We start from the raw sequence: 13460 nt of genomic DNA on the forward strand, positions 1-13460 counted from the left end.
TGGTGCCCTCAGGCTGCGGCGAGGCGCCGCCGGCGGCGGTGCTGCAGCACAAGACCGAGAAAGCACAGCACAACGCCGCCCACCCCCACGGCCACGAATCCGGCTGAGGGGCCGATGCCGTCGATGAAGACCCCGGCGAGCGGCGCGCCGAGGGCGACGCCTCCGGTCAGTGCCGAACCGTACCAGCCCATCGCCTCGCCGCGGCGGCGCTCGTCCACCAGTTCGGCGACCTTTTCCGACGCTGCCGACAGCACGGGCGCGCACAGCAGGCCCGGCAGGAGCGAGAGCAGGCTGAGGGTCCAGGTGTCCTGCGCGAAGGCCATCGGGATGGTCAGCGCCGACATGCCCAGCAGCAGCAGGATCGGTGAGATGGGCCGGTGCATGGCACCGTAGATCACGCCGCCGACCACAGAGGCCGCGCACCAGAACAGGAACACCAGCCCGATTTCGGCCTGGTGCCCGCCGGTCTCGAGGGCGGCCACGATTCCGACGTCGGTGCCGCTGAGGACCATCCCGGCCCCGGCCGCGACGGCGAAGACCGCGGCCACGGCGGTGGTGAACCAGGCGAAGTTGTGGATGACCTTGTGCCGCAACCCGGACCGCTCCTGGCGCCGGTCCCCGGCGGCGGCCAGCGTGGCGAACCCGGCGGCGGCCTCCTGCAGGTGGGCCGGGGCAGCGGCGACGAGGGCTGCCTCCGCGGCCTCCTGCTGGCTGGAATCGAAGGCAGCGCCGGACAATGAATCGGACGTGGCCCCGGACTCCGCGCTGCGGGTCGGCGGGTTGAACCACATCAGGAAGAGCCCGGACACCGAGGTGGCGATGCCAACGATGGTCAGCCCGAGGACCGAGAACCCGGCGGTCGCGACCAGGGCACCCGCGGCGGGACCAATCATAAAGACCAGTTCGGTGGAGATGGCGTCCAACGCAAAGGCCGTGCGGCGCTGCTCCCCCGTGGCGAGGACGCCGAGGGACTGGCGCACCACACTGAAGATCGGCAGGGTCAGCAGGCCGCCGACGAACACCAGCGGCAGCAGCAGCTCGTAGGACACGTGCGGCACGATCGACCAAATGATGGTCTCGGAAATGACGGAGGGAATGAGGGCCCGGCGCAGGCCCACGGTGTCGACGCGCCGGCCGCGCCAGGGGGCGCCGACGGCAATGCCGATGGTCATCACGGCGGCCGCGGCCCCGGCCGCCGCGTAGCCCTGGCCGAGGGTCAGGACGATGTGCAGGGTCAGCAGGACCCCGGCCGCGGAGTGCGGTATGCGGGCAACCATCCCGACCAGCAGGAGCCGCCGGATCGGCCGAACGGCCAGCAGCTCCCGGTAAAGCGCGAAGTTCACGAAACTACTTCCTTTTGGTACTGCCCCCGGCAGCACCATGGTCTCCCCGGCTGGCCGTCAGCTACTGTGTTGCGCGCTGCAATTTGACCTCGATGGAGTCAACCCGCTCAGCAAAAACTTCATTCCGTGCCCAGGCGCTGTTGAGGCCGGACACGATGGACTGCACGCCGGCGGCGTCGAGCCCGTCTTCAAGGTAGAGCAGCACCCGGAGTTCCGGGCCGGAGCCGCCGCCCGGAAGCTGCGTTCCGTCGGCGGCCAGTGCGGCAACTCCACCGCCTGGATGAATTTCAACACGGCGGACCGCGGGAAAGCCAACCGCGGCTTCGCCGAGGCTCCGGGCGAGGCCCGGATCAGCGTACGACGGAGTCCAGTCCCGCTGCTGCGCGAGGGCCCACACCGCGGGCCGGCGCACCACGAACGTGACCGCGGAGCCCGGGTCGAGCACCAGCAATTCTGCGCCCTCAGCGACCGCGGAGAGTGCCGCGCGGGCAGCATAAACGGCCACCGGGCGGGCCTCCGGATGCCAGGCCTTGAGCGAAGCGGCGGAGGTGAACACGGGCAGCGCTGTCCGGCCGTCGGGGGCCTTGAGCGTCACGAGGGCCATGTCGGCCTGCTTGTCGGCATGCAGGCCGTTGGCGCCTTCGGCTTCTTCGGCGAGAGTGGCGAGGATCGGCACGAACACCCGTGCCATGGCCAGTGCTGCCACCACCGCCGCCTCGTCGCCATCGCCGGCGGCGAGGGCAGCAAGTGCCGCGAGGTAACCGGGGTCTGCGGCGCCGTCGTCGTCCTCGAAATTGTGGATCCTGGCGTCGCCGCCGGACAGGCTGCGGCCCGCCCAGGGCTGGCCTGCAGAGTCCGCCGCCCCGCCGGCGCCGGCGAGGGCCGCCGCGATGTGCCCGGGCAACGGGCGGGACAGGGCGGGAAGGTCAGCTGTGCGCTCGCCCGCGGGACGGTGTTCCATGCTGTGGTCTTACCTAGCGGCGGCCGGCGACGTCGAGGGCCTGGGGCAGCGTGAAGTTGCCGTTGTAGAGGGCCTTGCCGACGATCGCGCCTTCGACGCCGAGGGGCACGAGGGAGCGCAGGACTTTGAGGTCATCCAGGCTGGAGATCCCGCCGGAGGCGACGACGGGTTTGCCGGTCTTCTCCACCATCTGGCGCAGCAGTTCGACGTTGGGTCCCTGGAGGGTGCCGTCCTTGGTGACGTCGGTGACGACGTAGCGCGAGCAGCCGGCCTCTTCGAGGCGTCCGAGGACGTCCCAGAGGTCACCGCCCTCCTTGGTCCAGCCGCGGCCGGCCAGAGTGGTGCCGCGGACATCCAGCCCGACGGCGATCTTGTCGCCGAAGCGCTCGATCACCCGGGCAGTCCACTCCGGGTTTTCCAGCGCCGCAGTGCCCAGGTTCACGCGGGCGACGCCCAGGTCGAGGGCTTTCTCGAGCGACTCGTCGTCGCGCAGGCCGCCGGAGAGCTCCACCTTGATGTCGAGCCGGCCGACCACTTCGCGGAGCAGCCCGGCGTTGGAGCCGCGTCCGAAGGCTGCGTCGAGGTCCACGAGGTGCACCCATTCCGCGCCCTGCTGCTGCCAGTTGAGCGCGGCTTCCAGCGGGGTGCCATAGCTTGTTTCGCTGCCGGCCTCGCCCTGGACAAGGCGCACGGCCTGGCCGTTGACGACGTCGACGGCGGGCAGCAGCTCCAGCACGGGCAGCGGGGTTTCGGTGGTCATCGGGGATCCTCGGCTCTTCAGGGGCGGCTAGTGGTCGGGGTGCTGCGGGGCGTCAGGAGGCCGGCAGCGTCAGGAGGTACGCGGCGAGCAGCGCCATCGCGGCCAGGACGTAGAACACGGCCTGGACCCAGCGCGGGCTCTTCTGCTGGCGGAAGGACAGCGCGCCGCCGACCAGCAGGCCGGCGAGCCCCATCAGCACTATGGACCACATCTAGGCGGTCCCGGCTTCCGTGGCCGCGGCTTCCTCGGTCCCGGAACGACCCCGCAGGCCATCGACCCAGTTGCGCAACAGGCGCGCACCGGCGTCGCCGGATTTTTCGGGGTGGAACTGGGTGGCGCACAGGGGGCCGTTTTCCACGGCCGCGATGAACGGGGCGCCGTGCTCGGACCAGGTGACGAGCGGCGCTGCCATCCGGGGCTGGATCACGTCGAAGTCCCACTTCTGGACGCCGTAGGAGTGCACGAAGTAGAAGCGCTCGTTTTCGACACCGGCGAAGAGCCTGGAGCCCTCCGGAACGGACACGGTGTTCCAGCCCATGTGCGGCACGACGTCGGCGGGGAGGAGCTCGACCTTGCCGGGCCACTCCCCCATGCCTTCGGCTTCGGTGCCGTGCTCGACGCCGGCTTCGAAGAGGACCTGGAGGCCCACGCAGATGGCCAGCACGGGCCGGCCGCCGGCGACGCGCCGTCCGATCATGCGGACGGCGTCGACGGCCTTGAGTTCCCGCATCACCGTTTCGAACGCACCGACGCCGGGGACCACGAGGCCGTCGGCGTTGAGCACGTCCTCGGGCCTGGAGCTGAGGATGACCTCGGCGCCGGCGCGTTCGAGGGCGCGGACGGCGGAACGGACGTTGCCGGAGCCGTAGTCCAGGACCGTGACGGTGGGCTTGCCCTCGGGCGAGGCCGGCTTCCTGCCGGCGTCCGGGTTAATGATGGCGCCGTCCCGCAGCACCTTGCCGGTCACAAGGCACCCTTGGTCGACGGGATGCCCTTGACGCGGGGATCCGGCTCGACGGCTGCGCGCAGGGCGCGCGCGAAGGCTTTGAACTGGGCCTCGACGATGTGGTGCGGATCCCGGCCTGCGGTGACATTCATGTGCAGGCAGATTCCGGCGTGCAGGGTGATGGCCTCGAAGACGTGGCGGGTCAGGGAACCGGTGAAGTGTCCGCCGATCAGGTGGTACTCCTGGCCGGCGGGCTCGCCGCCGTGCACGAGGTACGGGCGTCCGGAGACGTCGACGACGGCGTGCGCGAGGGCCTCGTCGAGGGGGACCGTGGCTTCGCCGAACCGGCGGATCCCTGCCTTGTTCCCGAGTGCCGTGCGCAGGACCTCGCCGAAGGTAATGGCAACGTCCTCGACCGTGTGGTGGACGTCAATGTGCGTGTCGCCGGTGGCCTTGACCGTCATGTCGATCAGGGAGTGCTTGCTCAGCGCCGTCAGCATGTGGTCGTAGAACGGGACCGAAGTGCTGATGTCCGAGACGCCGGTGCCGTCCAGGTTGATCTCGACCAGCACGGAGGATTCGCTGGTGGTCCGTTCCATGCGTGCGGTCCGGCCCTCGGCAGCGGTTGATCCGGTGTTGCTCATGTGCGTGTCCTTTGGATGACGACGGTGCCCGGCGAACAGGGCAGTGTGGATGTCCGGTGTTAAGTCTAGGCGGGCTGCGCTGCGCGGCCGGCCAGGATCCGCTCGAGGGCTTCGAGGAAGGCTGTGGTTTCCGTCTCAGTCCCGGCCGTGACGCGCAGGTGCCCGGGAATGCCAACGTCCCGAATGAGCACGCCGGCGTCGAGCAGCCCCTGCCAGACCTCGTGCGGGTTGTCGAGGCCGCCGAAGAAGACGTAGTTCGAATCGGAAGCAGCCGGTTTGAGGCCCATCCGCTGCAGTTCGGACACGATCCTGTCCCGCTGGCGCTTGATGTCCTCAACGTCCGCCATCAGTGCGACCCGGTGGTGCAGGGCGGCCAGGGCTGCCGCCTGGGTGATGGCCGAGAGGTGGTACGGGAGCCGGACCAGGCGCAGCGCGTCAGTGACCTCGGGCGCCGCGGCCATGTAGCCGACACGGGCACCGGCAAGGGCGAATGCCTTGCTCATGGTGCGCGAGATGATCAGCCGTTCCCGGCCGGGCAGAAGCGTGAGGGCGCTGGGCGTGCCGTCGTGGGCGAACTCGTGGTAGGCCTCGTCGACGATCACGATGGTCTGGCTGGCTTCGCCGGCCTCGTACACGGCCTCCACGACGTCGAGCCTCAGGCCCGTGCCGGTGGGGTTGTTCGGGGAGCACAGGAAGACGATGTTGGGCTGGAGTTCGTGGACCTGGCGGGCGGCCGATTCGGCGCTCAGTCCGTAGTCGTCGGCGCGGAGGCCGACGATGTATCCGGTGTCCGTGCCGGCGGCCAGCAGCGGGTACATGGAGTACGTGGGAGGGAACCCAAGGGCGGTGCGTCCCGGGCCTCCGAAGGCCTGGAGGATCTGCTGGAGTACCTCGTTGGAGCCGTTCGCGGCCCAGATGTTATCGGCGCCCAGTCCGTGACCCAGGTACTCCGCCAGGGCTTCGCGCAGCTCGGTGAATTCGCGGTCCGGATACCGGTTCAGGCCTGCGGCGGCGATCGTGACGGCCTCGGAGATGGCAGCCCGCACATCGGCCGGGACACCATGGGTGTTCTCGTTGACGTTGAGCAGGATGGGGACCTCCAGCTGCGGCGCGCCGTAGGGCGTCAGGCCGCGCAGATTGGTCCGGAGGGGAAGTCGGTTCAGGCGCTCTAACTGGTCAGTCACCTCACTAGTTTAAGTGAGATCGCCGCAGGCCCCGAAACTGTGACGCCCCGCAGGGCCCGGCCGACGGGGTCGAACGCGCTACTTGGACGGGATGAAGAGGGCCTGGCCCGGCACGACGCGGGCGGCGTCGAGGTTGTTCAGCTGGATGATATCGGTCACGACATCGCGGGGATCGCGCTCCGGCGCCACGGCTTCGGCGATGGCCCAGAGTGACTCGCCCGGCTGCACCGTCACGGTGACCGTGGGTGTCAGTGACAGCTCGGAGGCGGATTCCGCCGCCTTGGCGGGCGCGTTAAGGAAGCCGCTGAAGGACAGGATGAGGGCGGCCAGCAGGATTAGCGGCACGCCGATGAAGACGAAGCGTCCCCGCCGGGTGAGCTTGAGCGGTGCCTGCCGCACCCGCAGTGCGGGCGTTGCGGGATTGTGCCGGCTAATGGAGCTGTCCCGGCTGATGGAGCTGTCCCGGCTGATGGAGCTGTCCTGGTTGGCCGGGGCATACCCGCCGACGGATGCACCGCCGTCGGGCCGGCCGTAGTTGCCGAATGCGTCGCGGCCGAAAGTGTCGTGAAACGCGCTTGATGCTGACATGAACTGAGCCCTCCTGGACCATACTGTGCCGCCCGGCGTACTCCACGTACTTGCCGCCAACCGGCCTAACCTTCGAACAAAGAACCGAACGTCGCGCTGTGCCCGAGCAGTGCCCACCCTCAAACAGAGAATGACTAGAACACATATTCGAACCTTGCTTGTTCTGTTTTAGCACTTATTGACGAACATTGTCGAGACTCGCTAGAACAAATGTTTGAAAAAGCGGTGTGGCTGGCCTACGTTTGAGTCAAAGAACAACCACTTCTGCAGTTGATCAGCAGGGTCTGACATTTCAGGCCGGAAGTTCCCGGCAGCCGCAGCCACGGCGGCCGGGCGGAACGGAAAGGCGTTGGCGAACATGGCAGCACAAGCCACTGGCGGCAGGGCCACCCAGCGAAGCCCGCAGGCAGCCCGGCCCCCCAAGAGCCTCACCGTCCGGCAAAAGAAGATCCTGGAAACCATCCAGCGCTCGGTCACCGACAACGGCTATCCGCCGTCCATGCGCGAGATCGGCGACACCGTGGGACTGGCCAGCCTGTCCAGCGTCACCCACCAGCTCTCACAGCTGGAAAAACTTGGCTACCTGCGGCGCGATCCCAAACGCCCCCGGGCCATGGAAGTGCTGATGCCGTTGACCCTCGATGAGGGAACCACAAAGATTTCCGGGGCCGCGAAGTCCGGCGGGCTGCGCACAGTGGGCGGCTTGTCCGTGTCCGAGCTGGCCAGCGCCACCGACACCGCCATGGTGCCGCTGGTGGGCCGCATCGCCGCCGGCGGGCCGATCCTGGCCGACCAGGTCGTGGAGGACGTCATGCCCCTGCCCCGCCAGCTGGTGGGCCACGGGGAGCTCTTTATGCTCAAGGTCGCGGGAGATTCCATGATCGACGCGGCCATCTGCGACGGCGACTGGGTGGTTGTGCGCCAGCAGGGCGACGCCGTCAACGGCGATATTGTCGCCGCATTGCTGGACGACGAGGCAACAGTCAAGACGTTCCGCCAGCGCGACGGCCACACCTGGCTGCTCCCGCAGAACACCCAGTACGAGCCCATCCTCGGCGATCACGCCGTGATCATGGGCAAAGTCGTCTCGGTGCTTCGCTCGCTCTAGGACCGGTCAGCACCAGCACCGCAGCACTGGCAGCGGCCCGCGCGTCCGTCCGGGCCCCGGCCCCGCCCCTGGCCGCCGTCAGCTGGCCGGCTGCCCGGATTCTTTCGCGAGCCGTTCCAGGGCCGCGAGGGCGATGGCGGGATCGGTGGTGGGCCAGAAGGGCGGCAGGGCAGCGCGGAGGAATCCGCCGTAGCGTTCGGTGGACAGCCGGGAGTCCAGCACGGCCACCACTCCCCGGTCCGTCGTTGTGCGGATCAGCCGGCCGGCGCCCTGGGCCAGGCGGATGGCGGCGTGGGTCGCGGAAACACTCATAAAGCCGTTACCCCCGGCCTGGGCCACCGCGCGGGACCGCGCCGTCATCAGGGGATCATCGGGCCGCGGGAACGGAATCCGGTCGATCACGACGAGGCGGCAGGAGGCCCCGGGCACGTCGACACCCTGCCACAGGGACATGGTGCCAAAAAGGCAGGTGTCCGGTTCGTCGGCGAACTGCTTCACGAGCGCCGTCATGGTCGAATCCCCCTGGCACAGGATGCTCATGTCCAGCCGCGGCCGCATGGCCTCAGCGGCGTCCTCCGCCGCGCGCCGGGAGGAGAACAGGCACAGGGCCCCGCCGCCGGAGGCCCGGATCAGCTTCTCGAGCTCGTCGAGGGCTTCCGGAGAGGTGCCGCGGCCGGGTTTGGGCAGGTGCTTCGCAACGTAGAGGATGCCCTGTTTCGGGTATTCGAAAGGCGAGCCGACGTCGACCCCGGTCCAGCTGGGGGCGCCGGGTCCGACCAGGCCGAGACCACCGGCAGCAGGTTCGAAGGCTGACCCGATCGCCAGGGTGGCCGAGGTCAGGATGACGGTGTGGTCCGCGAACAGGCCCTCACGGAGCCGTCCCGCGACACTGAGGGGGGCGACGTTGATCAGGGCGGGCGCGGACTCGTCGGGCTGGGAGTAGCCCTGCTGCGGGTCGAAGGTGCTGTTCCTGGAAAACCAGACCACTTCACGGTTTTCCCGCGCCGACAGCAGCCGTTCGCACAGCTCCAGGATCACCATGAGGCGGGACCGCGCGAGCTGCCGGCCGCCGTCGGCCGTGTTGGCGCTGTCCCCCTTTGAGTCGGAGAGCGCCGCGCGGCAGGCGTCCCGCAACTGGTCCACGCAGTCCAGCTGTTCGCTGTTGAGGCCGTTGGGCATGAGTCCGCTGGGGACCCCTTCGATGGCGAGTTCGAGGTTGGACGCGGCGTTGTTCAGGGCGTCAACGGTGATGCCGGTGTGCTTCCGTGCCCCGGAGGCGGCGGCGTGCACCATCGCGACGGAGAGCTGGCCGGAGACGGCACCGGTCACCCGGTCCTGGAGTTCGTGGGCTTCATCGACCACCACAACGTCGTATTCGGGCAGCACGGCAAGGCCCTCGAAGGCGCTGACGGCCAGCATGGCGTGGTTGGTGACCACGACGTCGGCGTCCGCGGCGTTCTGGCGGGACAGTTCGCTGAAGCATTCCGCAGCGAGCGGGCATTTCTGCGCGCCGAGGCACTCCATCGAGGTGACCGAGACCTGCCGCCAGGCGCGGTCTGTCACCCCGGGCAGGAGTTCGTCGCGGTCCCCCGTCACGGTGTCCTCGGCCCATTCGCGCAGCCGGACGACTTCCTTGCCGAGCTGGGACGAGGGTCCGCCCATCGCCGCGGCGAAATGCGGCACGGAGGTATCCTCGCCGAGCGAGAACAGCTGCCCTTCCGAGGGTTCTTCCGACGGGAAGCCGCCGTCGAGTTTGTGGCGGCACACGTAGTTGGAACGGCCCTTGACGAGGGCGACCTTAACGGGCCGTTCGAGCGCCGGGGTAATGCTCTTCAGCAGCCGGGGCAGGTCGCGGCCGACAATCTGGGTCTGCAGGGCCAGGGTGGCGGTGGAGACCAGGGTGGGCTTGTCGCTCACGAGCGAATGGGCGATGAGCGGAATCAGGTACGCCAGGGACTTGCCGGTGCCGGTTCCGGCCTGGACCAGCAGGTGGTCGCCGCTGTCAATCGCGTGCGCCACCTGTCGGGCCATTTCGTGCTGGCCGTCGCGGCTCTGGCCACCCATGCCCGACACGGCACGGTCGAGGAGTTTGATGACGAACTCCTCGCCGGCCGGGCCGCCTGTCCTGGCTGAACGCTTTCCGGCGGATACAGTCTCCCCGGCGTCCGTCCCGGCGTGGTCCACTGGTGCCGGGCCCTGAGTTGCCGGGTCCTCCCCCGCCGGTTCGCCCGTGTCTGTGTCCGCCCCGGTCACCGCTGCCTCAGTCATTGCTGATGAACGAATCCAGTTCAGCGGCGAATCCTTCGCGCACCATCACGACGGCGCGGGTGCCCGCTTCCTCGTGGTCGAGGCTGACGATCTCGGCGTCGGTCTCGTGCAGCTTGCTGAGCAGGTCGCCGCGGTTGTACGGGATCATCAGTTCCAGCTTCACGCTGGGCCGCGGGATGCCTCCGCTGATGGCCGTGAGCAGTTCCGGGATGCCTTCGCCCGTGCGTGCCGAGACCACAACGTGGCGCGGTTCGCGCTGCTTGAGCCGTTCGATCACGAAGGGGTCGGCGGCGTCGGCCTTGTTCAGGATGATGATTTCCGGAACCTTGCGTGCGTCGACTTCGCTGAACACCTTGCGGACCGCGGCGATCTGGCCCTCCGGATCCGGGTGGGAGACGTCCACGACGTGCAGGATCAGGTCCGCGTCGGCGACTTCCTCCAGGGTGGAGCGGAAGGCCTCCACGAGCTGTGTGGGCAGCGAACGGACGAAGCCGACAGTGTCGGCGAGGGTGTACCCCAGCCCGTCCGAGGTCTCCGCCTTGCGGACCGTCGGGTCCAGCGTGGCGAAGAGGGCGTTCTCCACGAGGACACCGGCGTCGGTCAGCCGGTTCAGCAGCGAGGACTTGCCGGCGTTGGTGTACCCGGCGATCGCGACGGAGGGCACAGCATTACGACGGCGGTTGGCCCGCTTGGTCTCGCGGGCCGGCTTCATCGCGGCGATTTCACGCCGCAGCTTGGCCATCCGGGTGCGGATCCGGCGGCGGTCCAGTTCGATTTTGGTTTCACCGGGACCACGCGAACCCATGCCGGCACCGGCACCGCCCACCTGGCCACCGGCCTGGCGGGACATCGAGTCACCCCAGCCGCGCAGGCGCGGGAGCAGGTATTCGAGCTGGGCCAGTTCAACCTGGGCCTTGCCCTCGCGGCTCTTGGCGTGCTGGGCAAAGATGTCAAGGATCAGGGCCGTGCGGTCGATGACCTTGACTTTGACGATGTCTTCGAGGCTGCGGCGCTGGGACGGAGCCAGTTCGGCGTCGACGACGACCGTGTCCGCGCCGGTGGACATCACGATGTCCTTGAGCTCCTGGGCTTTGCCGGAACCAAGGAAGGTGCCCGGATCGGGCTTCTGGCGGCGCTGGACAATCCCGTCGAGGACTTCCGAGCCCGCCGTCTCAGCGAGTGCGGCGAGTTCGCGCAGCGAGTTTTCCGCGTCGGCGAGGGTGCCTTCGGTCCAGAGGCCGGCCAGCACAACGCGTTCCAGGCGCAACTGCCGGTATTCGACTTCGGTGACGTCTTCGAGTTCCGTGGACAGGCTGCCGATGCGGCGCCGGGCGTGGCGGTCCGCGAGGTCCTGCTGGTCGCCGTCGTACGTGCTGTGTTCCTCGTCCAGCCGGGAAATCGCCTGGGCCTTGCCGAGCACCGAGGAGGGCTCACCGGCGGCATGGGCTGTGTTCCCGGCAGGGGTGTCCTTGGAGAGGATCCGGTCGATGACAGCCTGGATTTCCGCAGGACTCATGTCCTGGGCGGCTGAATCGGGTCCGGTGTTGGGCTGACTGGTCATGGTCTCCTTTAGAGGTTCGGCAGTTTCAGAATAGTGCCGATCGGGGCTGGGTGGGGCGGTATTCGCGCTGGGCTGACGACTATTGGTCAATCGGTGTCTCCTGGATGCCTGCGGCAGCGGTGCTGGGGGCAGGGTGGGCTCCGCGCAGGAGCGGTGAGAAGGGGGAACAGGCGTGGTGGTCGCCTTGGGGAGGGAGAAACTGTCCGCCCGGCCGCGCTCCAGTGAGCACTGCCAAACTCCAAGGGGTTCGGGCGCCAGCGGTGGGTCCTTTTCAGGAGCATCGTGGGTGGCGCACTGAGCGGAAGGTAACTACCTGCGTCGCTGCGGGGACGGGTGTTAACCCGTGCCGGCTACTTGAAGTTCAGGAACATGTCTTTAAGACTAGCAGATGGCAAAGGTACCCCCGGTCCCCCGCCGCGGTTTCGCCTGCGGGCCGTCGGCCAACTAATCTGGGCAGTTATGGAGTCTGCACACTATTTCAGCGCCCAGCCTGCCGGGCCGTTCACCCGCAAGCCACTGACCGTGGAGCTGGCCGGTGAAACCAGGCAGCTGCAGACGTCCTCGGGCATCTTCAGCCCGGACAACATCGACAAGGGCACGGCCGTGCTGCTGGCCGAGGCTCCCGCCCCGGCACCGCAGGGCACGCTGCTGGACATCGGCTGCGGCTGGGGTCCGATCGCGCTGACCATGGCCCTGCGGGCACCGCACTCGCAGGTCTACGCCGTGGACGTCAACGAACGCTGCGTGACGCTGACCAACGAAAACGCGGCCTTGCTGGGACTGGGCAATGTCATGGCCAGCACGCCCGACGCCGTCGACCCGGAGCTCCGCTTCGACACCATCTGGTCCAACCCGCCCATCCGGATCGGCAAGGACGAACTCCACGCCCTGTTGCTCCTCTGGCTGCCGCGGCTGGCGCCAGGCGGTTCCGCGTGGCTTGTCGTGCAGAAGAACCTGGGCTCGGATTCACTTCAGCGCTGGCTCGCAGCGGAGCTGGACAGCAGCTTCACCGTGACGCGCGAGAGCACCTCAAAGTCGTTCCGCATCCTTCGGGTCAGGAAAGCGTCCCACTAGCCACGATCACCGCGGGTCCGCTGAGCTCGACGTGCTCGTGGCCCTCCGCACCGAGGAAGAACTTCACGCCGACGGCGCCGCCCGGGACGTGGACGTTCCAGACGTCCGGGGCGCCCTGGCCGGCCCAGTGGCGGATCGCGACCGCTGCGGCACAGGCGCCGGTGCCGCAGGATTGCGTTTCCCCGACTCCCCGCTCGTGAACGCGCATCGTGATGGTGCCGACGCCCTCATGGACCAGCGGCTCGGAGGGCACAACGAACTCGACGTTGGTGCCGTGGGGCGGGGCCGGATCCACGTGAGGAGCGGTAAACAGCTGTGTGGCCTCCAGCTCGGCGGGTTCGGCCAGCGCAACGACGGTGTGCGGATTGCCCATGCTCACGGACAGCGCGGGCCGGGCGACCTCCAGCCCCGCCGCGCTGACCAGCGAGTCCATGGCCCGCGCGGTGGCCTCGCCCGGAAAGATGAACTCCCAGGGACCCATGTCGACGGCGTAGCCGCCGGCGGTGCGGACGATCGTCTTGGCGCCCCCACGGGTGCCGATGGTCAGTGACTCGCCGGCGGGGAGCTCTACGAGGCCTTCGGTGATCAGGAAGTGTACAAAGACGCGGACACCGTTGCCACACATCTCGGACAGCGAGCCGTCGCCGTTGCGGTAGTCCATGAACCATTCAGCGTCCGGGTGGTGCGTGAGCAGCTCCCGGCCCTCGGCGAGCAGCCGGGACGGGACGGCGCGGATCAGCCCGTCGCCGCCGATTCCCCGGTGGCGGTCACAGAGTGCGGCGACCTGCTCCGGGGTTACTGCCAGGGTGCCGTTGGGGTCGGCGAGGAGCACAAAGTCGTTGCCCGTCCCGTGGCCTTTGGAAAACTTGAGTCCGCTCAGGGCTGCAGTGTCACCGGTGGAGTTGCGGTCAGCGGCCACGGCCAGGGTTTCGTCCATGCTCCAAGGTTACCGTTCCGGTGCGGGCCGCCGGAAAATTCCCGCGTCAATCATCCCGTCATTGAGCGCCGTCAAAACAGCATCGT

Annotated in this window: 13 protein-coding genes; 2 read left to right on the forward strand and 11 right to left on the reverse strand. The window is 68.5% G+C overall.

Annotated elements, in window-relative coordinates:
* Positions 1-8: 8 nt before the first annotated feature.
* From GXK59_RS10800 to GXK59_RS10830, 8 genes are all read right to left on the reverse strand, one after another.
* Positions 9-1343: an MFS transporter gene (locus GXK59_RS10800; protein ID WP_160666677.1), complete on the reverse strand. Its 1335-nt coding sequence runs from the start codon at positions 1341-1343 to the stop codon at positions 9-11.
* Between the two features lie 61 nt (positions 1344-1404).
* A complete protein-coding gene (locus GXK59_RS10805; protein ID WP_160666679.1) occupies positions 1405-2304 on the reverse strand; it encodes an SseB family protein in 900 nt (299 codons plus the stop codon).
* 13 nt (positions 2305-2317) lie between these two features.
* On the reverse strand, positions 2318-3064 hold the full coding sequence (priA, locus tag GXK59_RS10810) for a bifunctional 1-(5-phosphoribosyl)-5-((5-phosphoribosylamino)methylideneamino)imidazole-4-carboxamide isomerase/phosphoribosylanthranilate isomerase PriA (RefSeq protein WP_160666681.1): 747 nt from the start codon (positions 3062-3064) through the stop codon (positions 2318-2320).
* A 52-nt stretch (positions 3065-3116) separates the two neighbouring features.
* Entirely contained in the window at positions 3117-3275 is a 159-nt protein-coding gene (locus tag GXK59_RS20475; protein WP_202129111.1) for a hypothetical protein, read from the reverse strand.
* Complete coding sequence (hisH, locus tag GXK59_RS10815; protein ID WP_160666683.1) at positions 3276-4031, reverse strand: imidazole glycerol phosphate synthase subunit HisH; 756 nt, start codon at positions 4029-4031, stop codon at positions 3276-3278.
* Positions 4028-4654 (reverse strand): imidazoleglycerol-phosphate dehydratase HisB, encoded by a 627-nt coding sequence (hisB, locus tag GXK59_RS10820; protein WP_024366742.1) that lies wholly within the window; start codon positions 4652-4654, stop codon positions 4028-4030. The genes hisH and hisB overlap by 4 nt, the downstream gene beginning before the upstream one ends.
* 65 nt (positions 4655-4719) lie before the next feature.
* Entirely contained in the window at positions 4720-5838 is a 1119-nt protein-coding gene (locus GXK59_RS10825) for a histidinol-phosphate transaminase (RefSeq protein WP_160666685.1), read from the reverse strand.
* Between the two features lie 78 nt (positions 5839-5916).
* Positions 5917-6426: a LysM peptidoglycan-binding domain-containing protein gene (locus GXK59_RS10830; RefSeq protein ID WP_337248065.1), complete on the reverse strand. Its 510-nt coding sequence runs from the start codon at positions 6424-6426 to the stop codon at positions 5917-5919.
* A 358-nt stretch (positions 6427-6784) separates the two neighbouring features.
* Between GXK59_RS10830 and lexA the strand changes: the two genes are divergently transcribed.
* A complete protein-coding gene (gene lexA, locus GXK59_RS10835) occupies positions 6785-7534 on the forward strand; it encodes a transcriptional repressor LexA (RefSeq protein ID WP_160666687.1) in 750 nt (249 codons plus the stop codon).
* 78 nt (positions 7535-7612) lie between these two features.
* On the opposite strand, the gene GXK59_RS10840 is transcribed toward lexA, so the two are convergent.
* Both GXK59_RS10840 and hflX read right to left on the reverse strand, forming a co-directional pair.
* Positions 7613-9802, reverse strand: a complete 2190-nt coding sequence (locus tag GXK59_RS10840; RefSeq protein WP_272927719.1) for an ATP-dependent DNA helicase — start codon at positions 9800-9802, stop codon at positions 7613-7615.
* Positions 9795-11363, reverse strand: coding sequence for a GTPase HflX (hflX, locus tag GXK59_RS10845; protein ID WP_160666689.1), 1569 nt, complete (start codon positions 11361-11363; stop codon positions 9795-9797). The genes GXK59_RS10840 and hflX overlap by 8 nt, the downstream gene beginning before the upstream one ends.
* A 459-nt stretch (positions 11364-11822) precedes the next feature.
* On the opposite strand from hflX, the gene GXK59_RS10850 reads away from it, so the two are divergent.
* Positions 11823-12437 carry a class I SAM-dependent methyltransferase gene (locus GXK59_RS10850; protein ID WP_160666691.1) on the forward strand — a complete coding sequence of 205 codons (615 nt, stop codon included), beginning with the start codon at positions 11823-11825 and terminating at the stop codon, positions 12435-12437.
* On the opposite strand, the gene dapF is transcribed toward GXK59_RS10850, so the two are convergent.
* Complete coding sequence (gene dapF, locus GXK59_RS10855) at positions 12418-13374, reverse strand: diaminopimelate epimerase (RefSeq protein ID WP_160666693.1); 957 nt, start codon at positions 13372-13374, stop codon at positions 12418-12420. The genes GXK59_RS10850 and dapF overlap by 20 nt on opposite strands.
* Positions 13375-13460: the final 86 nt, after the last annotated feature.

Source organism: Pseudarthrobacter sp. ATCC 49987 (assembly GCF_009928425.1).
Taxonomy (GTDB): domain Bacteria; phylum Actinomycetota; class Actinomycetes; order Actinomycetales; family Micrococcaceae; genus Arthrobacter.